This is a genomic window from Ruegeria hyattellae, assembly GCF_041537925.1.
GTDB lineage: Bacteria > Pseudomonadota > Alphaproteobacteria > Rhodobacterales > Rhodobacteraceae > Ruegeria_C.
This window is the reverse complement of record NZ_JBGOSH010000002.1, coordinates 232161-250273: the sequence shown is the minus strand read 5'-3', so window position 1 is coordinate 250273 and position 18113 is coordinate 232161. Positions and strand designations below refer to the sequence as shown.

19 protein-coding genes are annotated in these 18113 nt (G+C 62.0%); 3 read left to right on the top strand and 16 right to left on the bottom strand.

What is annotated here, in order from left to right; all coding sequences use genetic code 11:
* Positions 1–117 precede the first annotated feature (117 nt).
* The 10 genes from AB1E33_RS05120 to gap form a co-directional block, all read right to left on the bottom strand.
* Positions 118–1341, bottom strand: a complete 1224-nt coding sequence (locus AB1E33_RS05120; protein WP_372576183.1) for a hypothetical protein — start codon at positions 1339–1341, stop codon at positions 118–120.
* A complete protein-coding gene (locus AB1E33_RS05115) occupies positions 1338–2012 on the bottom strand; it encodes a hypothetical protein (protein ID WP_372576182.1) in 675 nt (224 codons plus the stop codon). The genes AB1E33_RS05120 and AB1E33_RS05115 overlap by 4 nt, the downstream gene beginning before the upstream one ends.
* Positions 2009–2908: a VWA domain-containing protein gene (locus tag AB1E33_RS05110; RefSeq protein WP_372576181.1), complete on the bottom strand. Its 900-nt coding sequence runs from the start codon at positions 2906–2908 to the stop codon at positions 2009–2011. Before AB1E33_RS05110 ends, AB1E33_RS05115 begins: the two co-directional genes overlap by 4 nt.
* A complete protein-coding gene (locus AB1E33_RS05105) occupies positions 2905–3867 on the bottom strand; it encodes a VWA domain-containing protein (protein ID WP_372576180.1) in 963 nt (320 codons plus the stop codon). Before AB1E33_RS05105 ends, AB1E33_RS05110 begins: the two co-directional genes overlap by 4 nt.
* Complete coding sequence (locus AB1E33_RS05100) at positions 3860–4231, bottom strand: hypothetical protein (RefSeq protein ID WP_372576179.1); 372 nt, start codon at positions 4229–4231, stop codon at positions 3860–3862. The genes AB1E33_RS05105 and AB1E33_RS05100 overlap by 8 nt, the downstream gene beginning before the upstream one ends.
* Entirely contained in the window at positions 4228–5133 is a 906-nt protein-coding gene (locus AB1E33_RS05095; protein WP_372576178.1) for a DUF58 domain-containing protein, read from the bottom strand. Before AB1E33_RS05095 ends, AB1E33_RS05100 begins: the two co-directional genes overlap by 4 nt.
* Positions 5130–6086 (bottom strand): AAA family ATPase, encoded by a 957-nt coding sequence (locus AB1E33_RS05090; protein WP_372576177.1) that lies wholly within the window; start codon positions 6084–6086, stop codon positions 5130–5132. The genes AB1E33_RS05095 and AB1E33_RS05090 overlap by 4 nt, the downstream gene beginning before the upstream one ends.
* A gap of 103 nt (positions 6087–6189) precedes the next feature.
* Positions 6190–7095, bottom strand: a complete 906-nt coding sequence (locus tag AB1E33_RS05085) for a hypothetical protein (RefSeq protein WP_372576176.1) — start codon at positions 7093–7095, stop codon at positions 6190–6192.
* 126 nt (positions 7096–7221) lie between these two features.
* A complete protein-coding gene (eno, locus tag AB1E33_RS05080; protein WP_372576175.1) occupies positions 7222–8499 on the bottom strand; it encodes a phosphopyruvate hydratase in 1278 nt (425 codons plus the stop codon).
* Positions 8500–8509: 10 nt separating this feature from the next.
* Positions 8510–9511, bottom strand: coding sequence for a type I glyceraldehyde-3-phosphate dehydrogenase (gene gap / locus AB1E33_RS05075; protein ID WP_372576174.1), 1002 nt, complete (start codon positions 9509–9511; stop codon positions 8510–8512).
* A 252-nt stretch (positions 9512–9763) separates the two neighbouring features.
* Here gap and AB1E33_RS05070 point away from each other — a divergent pair, with 252 nt between their 5' ends.
* The 3 genes from AB1E33_RS05070 (at position 9764) to AB1E33_RS05060 (ending at position 12157) form a co-directional block, all read left to right on the top strand.
* The gene (locus AB1E33_RS05070) at positions 9764–10699 is read left to right on the top strand and encodes a LysR substrate-binding domain-containing protein (RefSeq protein ID WP_372576173.1); all 936 of its coding nucleotides are present in this window, start codon (positions 9764–9766) and stop codon (positions 10697–10699) included.
* 64 nt (positions 10700–10763) lie between these two features.
* Positions 10764–11921 carry an aromatic ring-hydroxylating oxygenase subunit alpha gene (locus AB1E33_RS05065; protein ID WP_372576172.1) on the top strand — a complete coding sequence of 386 codons (1158 nt, stop codon included), beginning with the start codon at positions 10764–10766 and terminating at the stop codon, positions 11919–11921.
* A complete protein-coding gene (locus AB1E33_RS05060) occupies positions 11918–12157 on the top strand; it encodes a hypothetical protein (protein ID WP_372576171.1) in 240 nt (79 codons plus the stop codon). The genes AB1E33_RS05065 and AB1E33_RS05060 overlap by 4 nt, the downstream gene beginning before the upstream one ends.
* A gap of 4 nt (positions 12158–12161) precedes the next feature.
* Here the strand turns inward: AB1E33_RS05060 and hpaH are convergent, their stop codons facing one another.
* From hpaH to AB1E33_RS05030, 6 genes are read right to left on the bottom strand one after another with little or no spacing between them, the layout of a single operon-like run.
* Positions 12162–12959 (bottom strand): 2-oxo-hept-4-ene-1,7-dioate hydratase, encoded by a 798-nt coding sequence (gene hpaH, locus AB1E33_RS05055; RefSeq protein WP_372576170.1) that lies wholly within the window; start codon positions 12957–12959, stop codon positions 12162–12164.
* Positions 12956–13807 carry a fumarylacetoacetate hydrolase family protein gene (locus AB1E33_RS05050; RefSeq protein ID WP_372576169.1) on the bottom strand — a complete coding sequence of 284 codons (852 nt, stop codon included), beginning with the start codon at positions 13805–13807 and terminating at the stop codon, positions 12956–12958. Before AB1E33_RS05050 ends, hpaH begins: the two co-directional genes overlap by 4 nt.
* Positions 13804–15201 carry a pyridoxal phosphate-dependent decarboxylase family protein gene (locus tag AB1E33_RS05045; protein ID WP_372576168.1) on the bottom strand — a complete coding sequence of 466 codons (1398 nt, stop codon included), beginning with the start codon at positions 15199–15201 and terminating at the stop codon, positions 13804–13806. Before AB1E33_RS05045 ends, AB1E33_RS05050 begins: the two co-directional genes overlap by 4 nt.
* 8 nt (positions 15202–15209) lie before the next feature.
* A complete protein-coding gene (gene hpaD, locus AB1E33_RS05040; RefSeq protein ID WP_372576167.1) occupies positions 15210–16193 on the bottom strand; it encodes a 3,4-dihydroxyphenylacetate 2,3-dioxygenase in 984 nt (327 codons plus the stop codon).
* A gap of 12 nt (positions 16194–16205) precedes the next feature.
* Entirely contained in the window at positions 16206–17714 is a 1509-nt protein-coding gene (gene hpaE / locus AB1E33_RS05035) for a 5-carboxymethyl-2-hydroxymuconate semialdehyde dehydrogenase (protein ID WP_372576166.1), read from the bottom strand.
* Complete coding sequence (locus tag AB1E33_RS05030; protein WP_372576165.1) at positions 17711–18100, bottom strand: 5-carboxymethyl-2-hydroxymuconate isomerase; 390 nt, start codon at positions 18098–18100, stop codon at positions 17711–17713. Before AB1E33_RS05030 ends, hpaE begins: the two co-directional genes overlap by 4 nt.
* Positions 18101–18113 lie beyond the last annotated feature (13 nt).

Genomic DNA, 18113 nt, shown 5'->3' with positions numbered 1-18113 from the left:
AGAGAAGGTAACGAAAGTGTAAATCAATTCAACTGTTTCGGCCTGCGACTCACCTTCAAATCCGCGATTACACCACTGCAATACCTACTTTGGGTGTAGAAACGACCTCTCCCGGTCTCAATACTGGTGCGGTCCGCTGGGATGTTCACTGTTGTGCGTGGCTGAACGCAGAAAACGGCGGGTGAATAAAGTCAGATCAGGCGCCGATGCGGCCGGATCAAAGAAGGCGTGGTCAAAGTCTCGCACCATCTGCACGCGTTCTTGCAACATTCCATCGCGCCGGAGCAGCGCGACAGCCACCCTGCGCGTTTCCGCAGCCCTGCCGGAGCGCGCCAGTCGACTCATTCGACGCGCGAGGGGATCGAAAATCGGAAACCTTTGCAACGCGCGCAGCCCGATCACGCGGCGCCCTGACAAACCCAATACAATGCCCGAAACAAAGATCAACAAAGCAACAACGGCAACAGGCCAGCCCGGCAAGCGTGCGGGCAGTACCGACGTTGATGGCGGAACGGCGGCGCGGTCTCCGGTCACGGACCCATAGGCGACACGTTGCGCCGATATCGTGACCTCGCGCATTTCGCGACCCACCGTGTCGAAGTAATCGAAACTCAACGGCTCAACGATGGTGGATGTGTCGTTGGAGGGACGAATGGTCCAGCGCCAGAACGCGTAGGTCACCGGCCCTTCGGGCGTCAATTCCACCAGACGCTTTTCGGGGTGCGGAAAGACCATGGCTGAAGGCGAGGCCAGATCGGGCATGGGTGGTAACATCTCGGGCGTCACACCCAGGGCTTCGATCCGAACCACCCGTAGCACGCCTTCACCCGGCACTAACTGGTCGGGCGCGTTCGACCATTGATCCGACACTTTTAGATTGCGCACCGGGAACCACCAGCCTTGCGATTGCGGCGCGGGGGCAACTTCGATGCTGAGCGGTTCGGACTGGATCTGATGTTCGAACCAGTCATCGCCTTCATCGGTCAATGTAAGTTTATGGGTGAACGGGCCAATGGTCAGTGTTCCCGACCGCACCGGGTAGATTGCCATGCGCCGGGTGAAGACCTTGAAATTGCGGCCACCGATCCGCTCTTCGCTCCAGCTATCGGGACCCAGCTGCGCCCAGCTGAAACCGTCGAAATCAGGCTGGAGCAGGTCCTCGCGCGTGATGTGACGCCGATAGACGCCCCGGATCGTCAGCAGGATCATCTCGCGCGTGAACGGCGTGCCGATATCCTCGTCGACCGAGATGCTCAACGACAACTCAGATGGCAACACGGTGCGCGACTGCGCCAGGGCAAAAGCAGGCCAGAACAGGCAGATCAGCAGCATCCACCTCATTCCGCACCCTCCGGTTCTGGCGGCGACAGGCCCAGCTTGACGCGGCGTTTATGTTCCTGCGCAATGCGCGCGGCCATGAACTCACCCGGAACATCCGACAGCTGGTTGAGCCAGCGCTCATCCGCCACCATGAACTTGTCGTCGAAAATGCGCCGCACCCCCAACTGCCCCCGGCTGTCCAGCTCGGCCAGACCTAGCATTGTGTTGGCATTGGTGACCTCGCTGCCCGTACCCGCAGCGCGCGCATCCCCGCGTGCGATGAAACTGTCCGCCTGCGGGCCCTCCTTGCGTTCCGGAAAAAGCCCCAAAGCTTCGGGGTCAATCTGCAAGCCGGCATAATAGGCGGCCACCACGTCGAAATTGGCTTGGGCATCCGGATCACCGCGTGTGATTGCAAGATCATAGACCTCCAGCGCCGCGGCGTATCGGCCGCTCCGCGCTTCGGCGTTGCCGAGATTGTAGAGCGCACCAGCCGCCTCAAACGCTTCTGCCGCGTCTTGAAAGTCACCAGCGCGATAAAGCGCCGCGCCCTGCCAACCGGGGTCATCGAAAATCAGCGCGGCAAGGTCGTGCATACCCAGCGCCATGACGACGCGGCCAAAAGGCGCCGTGTTGCCTATCGTGGCCGCCAAGGCCAGTAGAGCGACGGACAAGACCGCAAGCCACCTCATGCAGTCTCCCTCCGAAACAGCAAGAGCAGTGGAAACAGCGCCAGCACCAGCAGGTACCGCCCCATGTCGCGCCAGAACAGCACAGGATAATCGGCCTGTTCCAGCCGCATTCGCGCATCGCTGGTCAGCCAGTCTCGCAACGCATCGGTTTGCTCAAGCGTGAATACCACGCCGCCGCCGACGCTGGCATGTGTCTCCATCCCGGCTGCGGCATCGCCCAGCGACACAAGCGACAGCCTCGCGCCCGCCTCCGCCAAAGCTGCCGCTTCCTGCAACGAGGCAGGCCCCAGGCCCGCCCCGTCGGAAAAGAGTACGACATCGCCTGCCAGCACATCGGCTTCGCGTATCAACTGACCAGCCAGCGCCAAGGCGCGTTCCGGGCGCGAGCCTTTGTCGGGGATCGTCTGCGAGTTGATCAGGGAAAAGGTCTGACCCACCTGCCGGTGATCGGTGGTCATGTCGGTCGCGACATAGGCGTCGCCCGCATAGACGATGATGCCGCCGGGCCGCGCGCCGAGGGCGCTGACGCCAAAGCGGCCCATGGTCAGCATTTGCGGCCAGCGACGGTTATCGGTGACGCTGCTTGACGCATCCACCACGAACAGAACCCCGTCCAGGTTGCGAAAGGATTGTGCATCACGACGCTCGATCGCCGGACCAGCCAGCGCCAAAATAAAGATCGCCACTGCTACAAGTAGCGCGATCAGCGGCTTGCGGTTGGCGCTGCTATCGATCCGCCCAAGCGCGACCATAGCCCGCATTAACACCGGGTTTGCGGCCCGGTCCCATTCACCAAACCCACCGCTACGAGACCATAGCCACCAGCCGAAACCGCCCAGTACCGGTAAAAGCAGCAGCCAGAGCGGCCGCAACAGAGTGATGTCGTGGATACTCACGCCGCCTCCCTCCACAATGCGAAGCATCCCAGCACAACGGCCAGCGCGGCAGGCCAGGGCCAGAAATCGCGATAGATCTCGGCGGCCAGCCCGTCACTGTCGGTGGCCTCCAGCCGATCCAGCGCCTCGGCCACGGCGACCAGATCGTCGGTGGTTTTCACGCGAAAGCTCTCGCCGCCCGAAACCTGCGCAATTGCGCGCAATGTCGTGGCATCCACAACCCCACGCTCACCCGCTTCGGCACTGTCCAGATCTTTCGGCCCCAGAGCGATCGTATGCACCCGCACGCCCATCGCAGCGGCAAGTTCCGCCACCCCGCGCGGATTGGTGGCGCCGGCATTGTTGACCCCATCCGATAGCAGGATGACCACGCGCGACGCGGCTTCGCTGTCAGCCAATCGCTTCAGCGCCAGCCCCAACCCGTCCGAGATATTGGTGGCACGGCCGGAAATGCCGATGCTGGCCTCTTCGATGCGTCGCGCGACCGCTTCGATGTCAAAGGTGAACGGGGTTGCGAAATAGGCCTCGGAGCCGAAGACAATCAGCGCCACCCTGTCACCGCCCCGGCGTCGGGCAAAATCCGCACCCACGGTGGTCACCGCGTCAAGCCGGGTGACCTGGCGGTCATCGAGATAAAAATCGTCCCGCACCATTGAGCCCGACAGATCCAGCGCGATGGCCAGATCGCGGCCCGACACCTTGAGCGCGCTTACCGGTTCCAGATCGCGCGGGCCCGACAACGCCACAAGCGTCAATGCCCAGATCATCCAGAGCAGCGCCTGCCGCAGCGGGATTTGCCGTGCACCCACCTGCGCGCGGCCCGCCTGTAGCATCGCGCCGCCGATGTGATCGGGTACCAGAAGGGCGCGCCCCGAGACCGGTTGCGGGTTGAGCAGCCGCGCGACCAGCAAGGGCAATGGCAGCGCCAGCAACACCCAGGGTTCGGCCAGCTCAAACAAGATGCGCGACCTCCGCCTCCAGTACCTTCAGGTCGAGCCCCCCCTCACGCCGGTAGAGATCGCCCCGGATCGCGGCATATCGCTCTGGCGCATGGATCCGCATAAGGTGCAGCAGCGCGACCCGCCGTTCGGCCTCGGGTTTGTCAGCGAGCGCCGCCATCCGGTCAGTCGGCCCCGGCTCTTGCGCAACCGCGCGGCGATTGCTGAGCAGGCGCAAAAACCCAACAACCAGCACCGCGCCTAGCCCTGCCAGCCCGGCGGCAACGGCCAGTTCGGCGACCATTCCGCCCGGAGCATCGGGCGGCAATCGGATGTCTCGCAAGCTGGCCAGCATCGCCGTCTCGGAAAGCGCGGTGTCTTTCATGCTGCCAGCCTCGTGGGAAAGGAGGCCGAAATTCGGCGGGCGGTCTCTTCAACGCGGTCACTGGCATTCAGAACCAAAGCCGCGCGTTCAGCAACCTGCTGGTACATGCACTCCTCTTCCGCCTCGGCCCGCGCCAGATAAACCCGCTTCTGACGGCCATCTGACAGCCGGATGGGATACCAACCGCGCGGCATTTCGTGAGTCTTTGACTCGGTCATCAGAACCAGCCGCGGGCTGCGGCGATGGGCCAGACGATCCAGCCTGTCGGACAGATCGGGACCGGGGGCGTCGAACCCCGACGCAATGATTATCTCGGCACCGGTGGGGGCCAAGCGTTCTGCGCGGGTCAGCGCCTGGTCCAGTGTCAGAGCATCCTCTCGTCCGGCCAGAACAGCCTCAAATCCGTTGCGATGGGCCTGAACCAGCCCGCCGATCACGTCCAACATACCGCGCGTGCGTCCGCGTGGCGGCACGATCACCGGGGCATCCGGCGTGATCGCCAGCAGCGCCACGCGCCCACCGCTTTCCACCAGATGCCAGCCGATCATCACTAGCGCCTCGGCGGCGGCGACGGACAGAAACGCCCGGCGCAGACCCCAGAACATCGACGCCCGGAAATCCGCGACCAGCAGGCTGACCCGGTCTCGTTCCTCCTGAAACTGCCGCACATGCAGCCGCCCGGTGCGGGCGGTGGTGCCACGATCCAGATGGCGGATATCATCACCCGCCACATATTCGCGCACATCGACAACCTCGATCCCTTGCCCGCGCCGCCGCGTGACGAAGCCGCCCGGCAAGGCGGCCATGGGTGGCGCGGCATAAGAAGACAACGCCACGCGACGCAGGGCGATCAACGGACCCGAGGTCAGGCTGACACCCGCATCTGTCAGCGCTTCGCTCACAGCGGCTCGACCGATTTGAGGATATCGGCGACCACTTCGCGCGGTTTGCGCCCATCCGCCACCGCCCGCCAAGTCAGCACCATCCGATGCGCCAGAGCGTCTGGAGCAACTGCTACAACATCCTCGGGCAGGGCAAAGTCGCGCCCGCGCAAATACGCGCGCGCCCGTGCCGCCGAAGCCAGCGCTAGCGAACCACGGGGCGAGACCGCATGTTCTACGTCCCCAGCCAGATCGCCCTCGCGCGTGGCGGTCACCAGCCGTACGATGTAGTCCCGCAATTCCGGCGCCAGATGCACCGCCCGCACCTGCGCCCTCGCGCTGTCGAGATCCGCCAGCGTCATCTGCCGGGCGATGGGCGCGCCACCCTCGGTCTCCGCAATTACCAGATCCAGGATCTGGCGTTCGGTTTCGGGGTTGGGCAGGCGCAGGACCACATGCAGCAGGAACCGGTCAAGCTGCGCTTCGGGCAGCGGAAAGGTACCGTCATGTTCGATCGGGTTCTGCGTGGCCACCACCAGGAACGGATCGGGCAGCCTATGAGTCTCGTTGCCGACGGTCACCTGATGCTCGGCCATCGCCTCAAGCAGGGCCGACTGCACCTTTGGCGGCGCGCGGTTGATCTCGTCGACCAGAACCAGATTGTGAAAGACCGGGCCCGGCACGAACTCGAACGTGCCATCCTTCGGATGGTAAACCGGCGTGCCGGTTAGGTCCGATGGCATCAGATCAGGCGTGCACTGAATACGCGCGAAACTGCCCTCGACCGCATTTGACAGCCATTTGACCGCCCGCGTCTTTGCCAGGCCGGGCGGCCCCTCGACCAGAAGATGCCCCCCCTCGAGCAAGGCGATCAACAAGCATTCCACCAAATGCTCATGCCCAACCAGACCTTGCGACAGATAGGCAGATAAGTCCCCCATACCGCTTGGCGGGGTGTCGGGTCTGGTGTCCATATCGCCTCCCTGCGGCCTCGTCAGACCATCTTTTCAAGGATCAGGCTAACCGGACTCTTCGCCCTGTCAAACACAGCTTAAGGTATTACCCTGAACCCGCTGCCTAGGTGCATCCACCATCCAGGATCGCGGCAAAGCGGGGATCAGCCAGGGTTTCATCCGCCAGCGCGCGTAAACGGTCATAATGGACATCGATATAATCGATAAACCCCGGATCAACGGTCTGATCCACCGGGGCTCGCCCCACCGCGTGCATCATGAAGACATCAAAGGCGCACAGGCCACCGGGGTTCGATTGCAGCAGCGCGCGCATGAAGGCGTGTGACTCCCACGGAAACCTTTGCATGTTCACAGGCGTCTCCTGCAGTTTCGAAAGAAAACCGGCCCGCCGATCGTAGAGCAAGATATCCATGCCGAAGGTGAAGGTCTGAAACAACTCTTCGATCAGGATGGATTTGTAGAACGCCGCCTCCAGCCCGTCCGGCCGCGCATGCGCCGGCTGTTTGACCATGATATGGGTGCCTTGCCCGCGCCGACCGAAAAAGGTCTGTGCCATGGCGGGAGACGACGCGATATAGCCGCGTCCCGAGGGCAGCCCAAGCTGGTGCACTTCGTTCAGCCATTGCAGATCTGATGACAGCGCCCGGTTCGGCGGATGCCCGGAATAAAGCCGCAGAATTACGGTCCGCCCCGAGCCGCAATCCCGTGCAGAGGGACCGGCATAGCGCACAGGCGCGGGATATCCGAAACTGTGATGCAACAAGGCCCGGAATGTATCGAGCACAGCCTGGGATTGCGGATGCGGCCTTTCGCCCACCAGGCAGAGCGATGCGCCGGCCAGATCGCGCCCGTTGATATGCACCGGGATCGCCATATCGCGACCCACCATCGTGACCCGCAATTTATAGTTCCAACCGAGCCGGGCAAGATCCAGATAGGTGCCTTTGTCGGCCTGCACAGCGCTTGCCAGAATAAGGTTGGTAAGTAGTAGGGTGATGATCCGCCGCATGCAAAATCTCCTGCCATGAGACTCTACAGCGCCGATACCAAAGCGTCTACTTACGCGCAGGTCTTGAACTGAAATCGGACTGCCTTGGGTCCTTGGGACCATGGCTCTTTTGCCGGTGTTTCCCGTTCAGCCGCGCAGGATGGATGTTCCGGCGTATTTTGCGGTTTCGCCCAGCGTTTCCTCGATGCGGATCAGTTGGTTGTACTTGGCCAGCCGGTCGGAGCGCGCCAGTGAGCCGGTCTTGATCTGACCGCAATTGGTCGCCACCGCCAGATCGGCGATGGTGGCATCCTCGGTCTCGCCCGAACGGTGGCTCATCACATTGGTCATGCCGGCCCGGTGCGCCATGTCCACGGCCCGCAAGGTCTCGCTCAGCGTGCCGATCTGGTTCACCTTCACCAGCATCGAATTGGCGCAACCCCGTTCGATCCCCATCGCCAGACGCTCGGGGTTGGTCACGAACAGATCATCGCCCACAAGCTGCACACGATCGCCCAAAGATTCGGTTAACGCCGCCCAGCCGTCCCAGTCATCCTCGGACATGCCGTCCTCGATCGAGATGATCGGATAGTCGTTCACCAGCGCCTCGAGATAGGCGGCATTCTCCGCCGGGCTCAGGGTTTTGCCTTCGCCGGAAAGGATATATTTACCATCGCGGAAATATTCTGTCGCGGCGCAGTCCAATGCGAGGTAGATATCTTCACCGGGCCGATAGCCGGCCGTCTCGATCGACTTCAGAATGAAGTCCAGCGCGTCGCGGGTGCTAGAGAGATTGGGCGCAAAGCCGCCCTCATCGCCGATCCCGGTGGCCAGACCCGCCGCCGAAAGCTCTTTTTTTAGCGTGTGGAACACTTCGGACCCCATGCGCACCGCGTCGCGGATACTGTCCGCCGCGACCGGCATGATCATGAATTCCTGGATGTCGATCGGGTTGTCGGCATGTTCACCGCCATTGATGATGTTCATCATCGGCACCGGCAGCATCCGCGCCTGGGTGCCACCCACATAACGATAGAGCGGCTGGGTGGTGAAATCGGCCGCTGCCTTGGCCACGGCCAGGCTGACGCCGAGGATCGCATTGGCGCCCAGACGCGCCTTGTTGGGCGTGCCGTCCAGCTCGATCATCGTGGCGTCGAGGGCCTCCTGCTCGGTGGCATCAAAGCCGACCAGCGCCTCGGCGATCTCGCCATTGACGGCGGCCACCGCCTCCAGCACGCCCTTGCCCAGATAGCGCGCTGCGTCGCCATCGCGCTTCTCGACCGCCTCATAGGCCCCGGTCGAGGCCCCCGACGGCACCGCAGCCCGACCCATCGTGCCATCCTCGAGCACAACATCAACCTCAACCGTCGGATTGCCCCGGCTGTCCAATACCTCACGACCAAAGATGTCGATTATCGTGCTCATGACCCTGCCCTCAGATCAGCTTGCCCATGGCGACGGCGGTGTCCGCCATCCGCATGGAAAAGCCCCATTCATTGTCGTACCAGCTGAGCACGCGGCACATATTGCCGTCCATCACCTTGGTCTGATCGGTCGCAAAAATCGACGAATGCGGGTCATGGTTGAAATCCATCGAGACCAGCTTTTCGTCGGTCACGCCCAGAATGCCTTTCAACGGCCCGCTCGCCGCAGCGGAGATCGCGGCGTTGATTTCTTCGGCGCTGGTGTCGCGGTCCGCCTCGAAGGTCAGATCGACCACAGAGACATTCGGTGTTGGCACTCGGATTGCCACGCCGTCCAGCTTGCCGTTCAGTTCCGGCAGGACCAGCCCCACCGCCTTGGCCGCCCCGGTCGAGGTCGGGATCATGTTCATCGCCGCCGCGCGGGCGCGGTAGAGGTCCTTGTGCAGCGTATCCAGCGTCGGCTGATCGCCGGTGTAAGAGTGGATCGTAGTCATGAACCCGCGCTTGATGCCGACCGTGTCATTGAGAACCTTGGCTACAGGCGACAGGCAGTTGGTAGTGCAGGAGGCATTCGAGACAACCAGATCAGAACCGGTCAGCGAGCCGTCGTTCACTCCGTAAACGATTGTCTTGTCCGCATCCTTGCCGGGGGCAGAGATCAACACCCGCTTCGCGCCGGTCGAAAGATGCGCTTGGCAGGCTTCTTTCGAAGTGAAGATACCGGTGCATTCCAGTACCACATCCACATGGTCCCAAGGCAGATCGGCAGGATTACGGATGGCGGTCACTTCAATTGGGCCGCGGCCTGCGTCGATTGTGGTCTCGGTTGTGGTGACTTCGGAGGGGAAACGACCATGCACCGAATCGTAGCGCAGCAAATGCGCGTTGGTTTCGACCGGGCCCAAATCGTTGATGGCCACAACCTCGATATCGGTGCGCCCGGATTCAATGATCCCACGCAGCACATTGCGGCCAATCCGGCCAAATCCGTTGATTGCTACTGTTACGGCCACGGTTTTCTCCTCAGACCCTGAATGACGTCGAAATACTGATGTTGGATCGGCGACGCATCACAATGGCCAGAGCACCCTGACCGCGCCGCATGTGTTAGCGGTAACAAGCACAGGTTCTAACCGATTGTCAAGCAAATGCCGGCAAAGCGATGGCGGGTGAGTTCGTAGGCCCGAGGCTTGATTGAGACTGGTCTCAGGCGGTAAAGCCCGGCATAGTCGGGTTATGTCAATTCACCCATAGCGCGCCAGAAAATGTCACGTCGCCACTACAATCTACCCCCTTTCGCCACGCTGTCGGCCTTTGAGGCCGCCGCAAGGCATCAGAGCTTCAAAGATGCCGCGCAAGAGCTTTCAGTGACCCCAGGCGCAGTCAGTCACCAGATCAAGGCGCTGGAGCGCGAACTGGGCCTTGCCCTGTTTCAGCGTCGCCATCGCGGGGTTGAGTTGACCGAGGCCGGTCGAGACCTATTCCAAGGGCTGTCGACCTCGTTCAACCGGATGTCGCAGAGTCTTCAGGCGTTGCGCGACCGGTCCGAGGACAAGGTGGTAACCATCGGTTCGACTTCTGCCGTGGCAACACTGTGGTTGTCGCAGGCTGTTTTGAGGTTTTGGCGTGAGCAGCCTGATGTGAACGTAAACCAGATCGTACGGGATCGACCTTTTGACAACCCAAACGACCTCGATCTGTTTATCTGGTATGGTCCGTATCGTCACTCCGAGGTCAACCGAACAGTGCTTTATCGCGACCGGCTGATCCCGGTGGCGCAGCCGGAACTGGCGGCCTCTCTGCACGGCGCTGACCTTGCCACGCTGGCCAGCCAGCGGCTGATACACATGACCTCTGACAACACCAGCTGGACCGAATGGGGTGACTGGTTCCGGCAATTGGGTTACGACGGGCCCATCAATCCGGGCATAAAGGTGAACAACTACGCCATCGCGCTGCAGGCCGCACAGGATGGGGCTGGGCTGGCGCTGGGATGGGAGCGCCTGATCGCCCCACTGTTGAGCGGCGGCGCCTTGGTGGCAATCACACCGCATATGCTGCGCGCGCCACACCGGTTTTACATCCACGGCAAGCGGAATGCCGATCTTTCGGCCAGTGCGATGCAGTTGCGCGACTGGATCATCCGGGAAATCCGCACGGGTTCGCATGATTTGAATTCATCTGAAACGCAACTTTTCTGAGGTTGTGAGACGCTACCAAACCGCGTTCAATTCCGCTCCGACACCCAACTGCGGAGGACGCCAGATGAACAAACCGACACAGCTTGCCCCGGTCATGGCATCAGTGAATACCGCCAATGGCCTGCCCAACGCGCATTATGTCGACCCCGAGGTCTTCGCCGAAGAGCGCGCCGCCGTCCTGTTCGGAAACTGGGCCGGGGTTGGATTTGGCAAGGATATCCCGGAAACCGGCGATGCGAAGCCTATCGACTTTCTCGGCATGCCGCTGCTGCTGGTGCGCGACAAAGATGGCGAGGTCGGCGTGTTCCAGAATACCTGCCGTCACCGGGGCATGATCTTGGTGGATGCGCCAAAGAAGATCACAGGCGCGATCCGCTGCCCTTATCATAGCTGGTGCTACGATCTGAAAGGCCGTCTGCGCGCCACGCCGCATGTGGGCGGGCCGGGCCAGAACCGGCATGAGGATGTGAAGCTGGACGAGCTGGGGCTGGTGCGCATCCGGTCCCACGTCTGGAAGGACGTGATCTTCGTCAATATCGACGGCACGGCGCCCGCGTTCGAGGTGGCCCATGCCGACCTGCTGGAACGCTGGGCCGAGTTCGAACAGCCGCTCCATGCGGGCGGCGGCTCTTCGTCCTTCAAGCTTGAGGTCGCCACCAACTGGAAGCTCGCGGTCGAGAATTACTGCGAAAGCTACCACCTGCCCTGGGTGCATCCCGGCCTCAACAGCTATTCCCGGCTGGAGGACCACTACAATATCCAGAAACCCGGCGCCTATTCCGGGCAAGGCACACTGGTTTACCGGCAGCTCAAGAGTGAGGATGGCGCGGTCTTTCCTGATTTTGCCGGGCTCAGCGACAAATGGGATGAGGGCGCGGAGTATATCGCGGTCTATCCCAACGTGTTGCTAGGTGTGCAGCGCGACCATGCCTTTGCGATCGTTCTGGAACCGGTCGGCTGTGAACGCACCGTCGAGCATGTGGAGCTTTACTATGCCCGGTCCAGTACGGGCACGCCCGAGCTGGACGCGCTACGCGAGGCCAATGCGCAGCAATGGCGCGGTGTCTTCGAAGAGGACGTCTTTGTCGTCGAAGGCATGCAGCGGGGTCGCCACGGCATGTTGTTCGATGGCGGCCGGTTCTCGCCGGTGATGGATGGGCCGACGCATAACTTCCACCATTGGGTGGCAAGTCAGGTCGCGGGGCGACGGACCACAACGTGAGTGACTCAGAACTGGATCAGCAATTGCTGCAGGCCCATGCTGAGGGTGACAAAGCGGCGCTGGTGCGGCTCTATACTCGGGCGGCAGATCGCAGCGAAACAGGCGGTGATCTGGATGCCGCCTGTTTCTACCTGACCCATGCCTTTGTTTTCGCGCTGGAAATAGGCGCACCCGAAGCGCGGGAACTGAATGCGCGTTTGGTCGAGAAAGGCCGTGCGCACCTGTTGGAGCCCTGAGCCGTCAGGCGAAATTCACCGCGACCGAGCCGAAGGGGCCAAAATCCGAATGGATGCGCGCGCCGGTCGGGCACTCGATAGGACGGATGAAGCTGCCCGACAGAATGATCTGCCCCGGCTCGATGCTTTGGCCGTATTGTGCCATGCGGCGCGCCAGCCAAACGACGCTTTCCACCGGATCGTTCAGCACCCCTGCGCCCAGCCCAGTCTCTTCGATCTCATCGTTGCGGAAGGTTAACGCGCCGACCCAGCGCAGGTCGAAATCATCGACGCCATGCCGTTCCGCGCCCAGTACAACACCGGCATTGGCGGCGTTATCGCTGATCGTGTCGAAGACATTGCGCGCCCGGCCGCTCTCAGGGTCAGCGCGTAGGATCCTTGTATCTAGGATTTCGATGGCCGGGGACACATAATCGGTCGCCGCGCGAATATCCTCCGCCGCCACATCCCCGCCCACGGGGGATTTCATCACAAAGGCAATCTCGGTCTCGATCCGGGGCTGGATAAAGCGGCCCTGCGGCACGGTTGCCCCGGTCTTGAATGCCATATCGTCAAACAGAATGCCGCTATCTGGAATGTCGATCTTCAGTGCCGATTGCATCGCCTTCGAGGTCAACCCGATCTTCCACCCGATCACCCGGCGGCCCTGCGCCAGCTTATGCGCCATCAGTGCGGTCTGCACCGCATAGGCGTCATCCATGTCGATTTCGGGATGGCGCAAGCTCAGCAGCCCGATCTGTTGGCCGGTCTCTTCGGCACGCAGCAGGTCGGCGGCGGCCTGTGCATGGTTTTCGGGCGTCATGCCTCGTCCTCCACCCCGTTTCGCAGGATGCCGATCCCCTCGACCTCAACCTCGACCACATCACCCGGCACCAGATAGCGCGGCGGGTCGAACCGCGCGCCAGCACCAGTGGGGGTGCCGGTGATGATGATGTCGCCGGGTTCAAGCGTGGTGAAGGTCGAGATATAAGCGATCTCTTCGCGGATCGGGAACATCATCCGGTCGAGCGTATCCTCCTGCCGCACTTCGCCATTTACCCGCGTAGTGAGGCGCGCTGCGTCCAGTTGTGCGGCATCGGCGAAGGGCACCAGCCACGGCCCGATTGCCCCCGAGCGGTCCCAGTTCTTGCCCTGCGTGACATTGAATTTCGCATGTCGCACCCAGTCGCGAATGGTCCCTTCGTTGCAGAGCGTCAGCGCCGCGATGTGGTCATAGGCTTCGTCTGCCGCGATCCGGCGACCCCCTTTGCCGATCACCACCGCCACTTCGCCTTCGTAATCCAGCGTGTGGTTCTCGGGCGGGCGAATCAGCGGCTGGCCATGTCCGGTAAAGGACGAGGCGAAGCGGGGGAACAGCGACATGTATTTTGGCAGCGCGCTGCCATCCTTGTATTCGGCATTGCGGTCGGGAAAATTGACGCCCACGCAGATGATCTTGCCCGGGTTCGGCACCGGGATCTGATAGGTGACATCCCGATGCGTGACCGCCCCACCCTGCGCCGCCTCTGCCAGCACAGCCAAGCCCTGCCCCGCGATCACATCGCGCAGGGTCGGCCAGTGCGGAAACTGAGGGCTGAGCGCGATCATGCCCGCATCAGTCACCGCGCCGTAAAACGTCCCGCCCTCGGCGGAATAGGTGGCAAACCTCATGCGATCTCCTTCCAGACCTCGTCGATGACCTGCGCCGCCATCATAACATCCTCACGCGTGCAGTCGAACTGGCCGACCGAGACGCGGATGATCCTGCGCCCCTCATGCAAGCCTTGTGTCAGGTAAATCCGCCCATCATCGTTGAGCGCATCGACCAGCCTCTGTTGCGTCGCGTCATCACCAGGGCAGCGAAAGGAAAACAGGCTGAGGATCGGTTCGGTCACGATCTCGAATCCTTCCAGCACCCGAATGCGTTCGCAAAGCTCACCCGCCCAGGTGACATGGTTGCGAACACGCCCGCGCAGCCCATCGACGCCATAAGCACGCAGCAGGAACCAGATTTTCAGCGCCCGAAACCGGCGGCCCAGCGGGATGGTCCATTCAGAGTAATTGGTGACCTCAGCGCCGGAGGTTTTCAGATATTCCGGCTCGATCTTCAGCGTGTTGAGCTGCGCCTGCGGATCGCGCAGGAACTGGACCGAACAATCGAACTGCGCGCCTAGCCATTTATGCGGGTTGAAGACGATACTGTCGAACCCATCCACATCCGCCCAGAAATCATCGCGGAATTCCGGACAGATCATTGCCGCCCCGGCCCAGGCGGCATCCAGATGGGTATAGAGATCCTCGTCCCGCGCTACCTGCAGCACCGGGCCAAGCACATCACTTGCCCCGATCCCCGTCGCGCCGGTCACCGCGATGATTCCCGCCGGGATATGCCCCGCCGCGCGGTCGGTGGCGATGGCACGGCGCATCGTCTCTACGTCTACGCCATGACGTGGCCCTGAAGTGCCGATCTTGACCAGATTGTCCTGCCCGATCCCCGCCACCCAACAGGCCCGGTCGATTGAGGAGTGGACCTGATCGGAGCAGTAGATCCGCAAGGCCCCCTGCCCTGACAGCCCCTCGCGATTGCCGCGCCAGCCAGTGGCGCGCTCGCGCATGGTCAGAACCGCCGACAGCGTGGCCGACGAGGCACTGTCCTGAATGACGCCGCTATAACTCTCGGCTAGGCCAAGCGCCTGGCGCAGCCAGTCGACCATAACGCCCTCGACCTCGGTCGCGGCAGGAGAGGTCTGCCATAGCATGCATTGCGCCGCGATCGTTGTGACCAGCATCTCGGCCAGCATCGAGGGTGGCGCGGCATTGGCGGGGAAATAGGCAAAGAACCGGGGATGCTGCCAATGGGTGATGCCGGGCATCACGATCCGCTCGAAATCCGCCATGATGGCGTCCATTGCCTCAGCGCTTTCAGGCGGCTCGGCGGGCAATTGTGCCGCGATCTCACCGGGTGCGGTTTGGGCCCGCACCGGACGATCGCGCAGGGTCTTGTGATAGTCCGCCGCCCAGTCCGAGATATGCTTACCCCAATGGGCGAAGTCATCCCACTCCATATTCTCTCCTACGGTGCGATGATCGGGCTGGCATCCAGCTCGGGCTCGTTCACTTGAACGCCGACAAACGCAGTGCCATGTTCAAACCAGCTACGCGGTGCGGGTGCGCCCCAGAGCGTTTGCCGCTGAGGGTCCTTCAAGTCCCATTTGATCGGCTCGTGATCGGGATCGACGGTCTGGTAATCCGAGCTGTAGATTTCAATCCGGTGCCCGTCGGGATCGAGGATATAGAGAAAGAAGGCGTTGGAAATCCCATGCCGACCCGGCCCGCGTTCGATATTGCCGACATAGCCGGTGGTCGACATTACATCGAGCAGGTCGATGATATGCAGTGGATTGGCCACCCAGAAGGCCACGTGATGCATCCGCGGCCCCGTACCATTGGTGAAAGCCATATCATGCACCCCGCCCTTGCGGTGCAACCAGGCGGCCCAGAGACGGCTGGTCTCTTCATCCTCGGTGAACTCGGTCACTCGAAAGCCGAAATCGCTGTAGAAGGCGACGCTGTCATCCACATTGGTCGAAAAACAGTTGAAGTGATCGATCCGCAGCGGGCGCACCCCGTGATACCGCCCATACTCCTGATGGATGGGCGTCAGCCGGTCCATCCGGTGATAGAACTCCAGCGGGATGCCCATATTGTCCGAGGTCAGCAGCGTGCGGCCCTGATAGGGGCGCTGTACCCATTCAGTGGGTCGGCCTTTAGCCCGGAAATACGCATCGGCGCGGTCCAGATCGTCCTCGTCGAAGGTCTTGAACCCCATCACTTCGACCGTGCCGGGCTGGTCGGATTTCTGCAGGATCACCGAATGATGCCCGCGTTCCTCTAGCGCACGCAGGTAGATGTGGTTGTCATCCTCATCACTCACCTGCAGCCCGAACATATCAACATAGAAGGCGCGCGAGGCGGCCAAGTCCCTGACATTCAGGCACACATGGCTGAGGCGAATGGTGTTGAAATCGGGATAGAGATTGGGGGCGGGAACGGGCATGAGGTCTCTCCTTTACGCACCCAGACGCGGGATCTTGTGGGCACCGGTCGCGAAACCGATATGTTTCTGCTCCATGTAGAACTCGAAGGACCAGTCGCCGCCATCGCGCCCGATCCCACTGGATTTGACGCCGCCGAATGGCGTCGGCAGGTGGCGGACATTCTCGGAGTTTACCCAGATCATTCCCGCTTCCAGGCGGTCGGTAACGCGCAAAGCGCGGGTCAGGTCACTGGTCCAGACATAGCCGGTAAGCCCATAGGGCGTGTGATTGGCAAGCTGCAAAGCCTCTTCCTCGGTGGCAAACGTGATCGAGGTCAGGACCGGGCCAAAGATTTCCTCACGCGCGATGCGCATGTCGTTGTTGGCAGCGGTGAAGAGCGTCGGGCGCACGAAATAGCCCGAATCTCCGACCGTCTCACCCCCGGCGGCGATGGTGGCACCGTCCTGACGCGCGATGTCGAAATACGAAGTAACCTTGTTGAAATGCTCTTCGCTGATCAGCGGCCCGATCTCGGTCGCCGGGTCCAGCGGATGGCCGACCCTGATATTGTTCACCCGCTCGACCAGCTTGGCCTCGAATTCAGCGCGAATCGTGTCCTGCACCAACAACCGCGAGGAGGAGGTGCAGCGTTCGCCATTGACCGAGTAGATCATGAAGATCACCGCGTCCAACGCCCGATCCAGATCGGCATCGTCGAACACGATCACCGGGTTCTTGCCGCCCAGTTCCAAATGGTTGCGCTTGAGCGTATCGGCTCCCTGTTTGGTGATGAGGCTTCCAGTCCGGCTTTCACCCACAAAGGCAATCGCGCGGATCAACGGATGCTCACACAGCGCGCGGCCCGCATCCTCGCCAAATCCGTTCACCATGTTCAGAACGCCGGGCGGCAGCCCCGCCTCTTCAGCGATTTCGACCAGCAGTCGCGCTGTGAGCGGACTGGCCTCAGCCGGTTTGTGGACAACCGTGCAGCCCGCAGCCAGCGCTGGCGCGATCTTCCAAGTGCTCAGCATGAACGGCGTGTTCCAAGGCGTGATTACCCCGACCGGGCCGATCGGGACGCGGGTCGTGACATTCATCAATGTGGGCGATTTCAGGTGCTGCCCGTCGCGTGCCTGCACCACCTGATCGGCGAAATACCGGAAATTTTCAGCCCCACGTAGCGCCGCTTTGGACATGAAGCGCAGCGCCTGGCCGGTGTCCCAGCACTCGCACAGCGCGATTTCCTCGGCCCGCGCCTCGATGCCCGCCGCCACGTTGAGCAGGATCTTGCGCCGCTCGGTCGCGGGCTTGTCGCGCCAATCGGCAAAGGCGCCCGCCGCCGCCTGCGCCGCCGCGTCGATATCAGCAGCGTCTCCGCGCGCCACGTCACAGATCACGCTCTTGTCGACTGGTGAGATCGTCTGGAACACCCCAGCCGAACCGGCCCGGTCCTGCCCGGCGATGCGGTGCCGGATACCCTCGGTACGGAACCGGGTCAAGAAGCCGCCAAGTCCTTCGATATTCTGGGTCAGCGCTGTCATTGGGGGTCTCCAAGGTGATCGCGGATCGTGCCGGTTTTGGGCGACAGCTCAGGGTCAATGTCCCGCATCTCCAGCGACAGGGCCAGCGAATGCTGCGCCATGTAGGGTTTGAGAAATTCCTCCGCCGCGCGGAACAGCGCGTTCGCCGCCGCCTTGCGTACCGACATCGTGCGACCTGCGCGCAAACGGACCGAAATGTCGACAAAGCCATGTTTTTGATCGCCATCGGCAATGGCAAAATGATCGGCTCGCAAGGCGCGGACGCGCAGCCCGGCCAATGGAAACGCCTCGATACGCTCAGCGGCCTGCCGCAGATTTGCGCAAAGCCCAGAGATATCGACGCGATTCTCCAGATTTGCCGAATACTCGATCGACAGATGCGGCATTACTTTCTCTCCG

Excerpts from the sequence above, each read along its gene's own strand:
- AB1E33_RS05120 (WP_372576183.1), bottom strand. The coding sequence starts at position 1,341 with ATGAGGTGGATGCTGCTGATCTGCCTGTTCTGGCCTGCTTTTGCCCTG.
- AB1E33_RS05115 (WP_372576182.1), bottom strand. The coding sequence starts at position 2,012 with ATGAGGTGGCTTGCGGTCTTGTCCGTCGCTCTACTGGCCTTGGCGGCC.
- AB1E33_RS05100 (WP_372576179.1), bottom strand. The coding sequence starts at position 4,231 with ATGAAAGACACCGCGCTTTCCGAGACGGCGATGCTGGCCAGCTTGCGA.
- AB1E33_RS05090 (WP_372576177.1), bottom strand. The coding sequence starts at position 6,086 with ATGGACACCAGACCCGACACCCCGCCAAGCGGTATGGGGGACTTATCT.
- AB1E33_RS05085 (WP_372576176.1), bottom strand. The coding sequence starts at position 7,095 with ATGCGGCGGATCATCACCCTACTACTTACCAACCTTATTCTGGCAAGC.
- eno (WP_372576175.1), bottom strand. The coding sequence starts at position 8,499 with ATGAGCACGATAATCGACATCTTTGGTCGTGAGGTATTGGACAGCCGG.
- AB1E33_RS05070 (WP_372576173.1), top strand. The coding sequence starts at position 9,764 with ATGTCACGTCGCCACTACAATCTACCCCCTTTCGCCACGCTGTCGGCC.
- AB1E33_RS05065 (WP_372576172.1), top strand. The coding sequence starts at position 10,764 with ATGAACAAACCGACACAGCTTGCCCCGGTCATGGCATCAGTGAATACC.
- hpaH (WP_372576170.1), bottom strand. The coding sequence starts at position 12,959 with ATGACGCCCGAAAACCATGCACAGGCCGCCGCCGACCTGCTGCGTGCC.
- AB1E33_RS05050 (WP_372576169.1), bottom strand. The coding sequence starts at position 13,807 with ATGAGGTTTGCCACCTATTCCGCCGAGGGCGGGACGTTTTACGGCGCG.
- AB1E33_RS05045 (WP_372576168.1), bottom strand. The coding sequence starts at position 15,201 with ATGGAGTGGGATGACTTCGCCCATTGGGGTAAGCATATCTCGGACTGG.
- hpaD (WP_372576167.1), bottom strand. The coding sequence starts at position 16,193 with ATGCCCGTTCCCGCCCCCAATCTCTATCCCGATTTCAACACCATTCGC.
- hpaE (WP_372576166.1), bottom strand. The coding sequence starts at position 17,714 with ATGACAGCGCTGACCCAGAATATCGAAGGACTTGGCGGCTTCTTGACC.
- AB1E33_RS05030 (WP_372576165.1), bottom strand. The coding sequence starts at position 18,100 with ATGCCGCATCTGTCGATCGAGTATTCGGCAAATCTGGAGAATCGCGTC.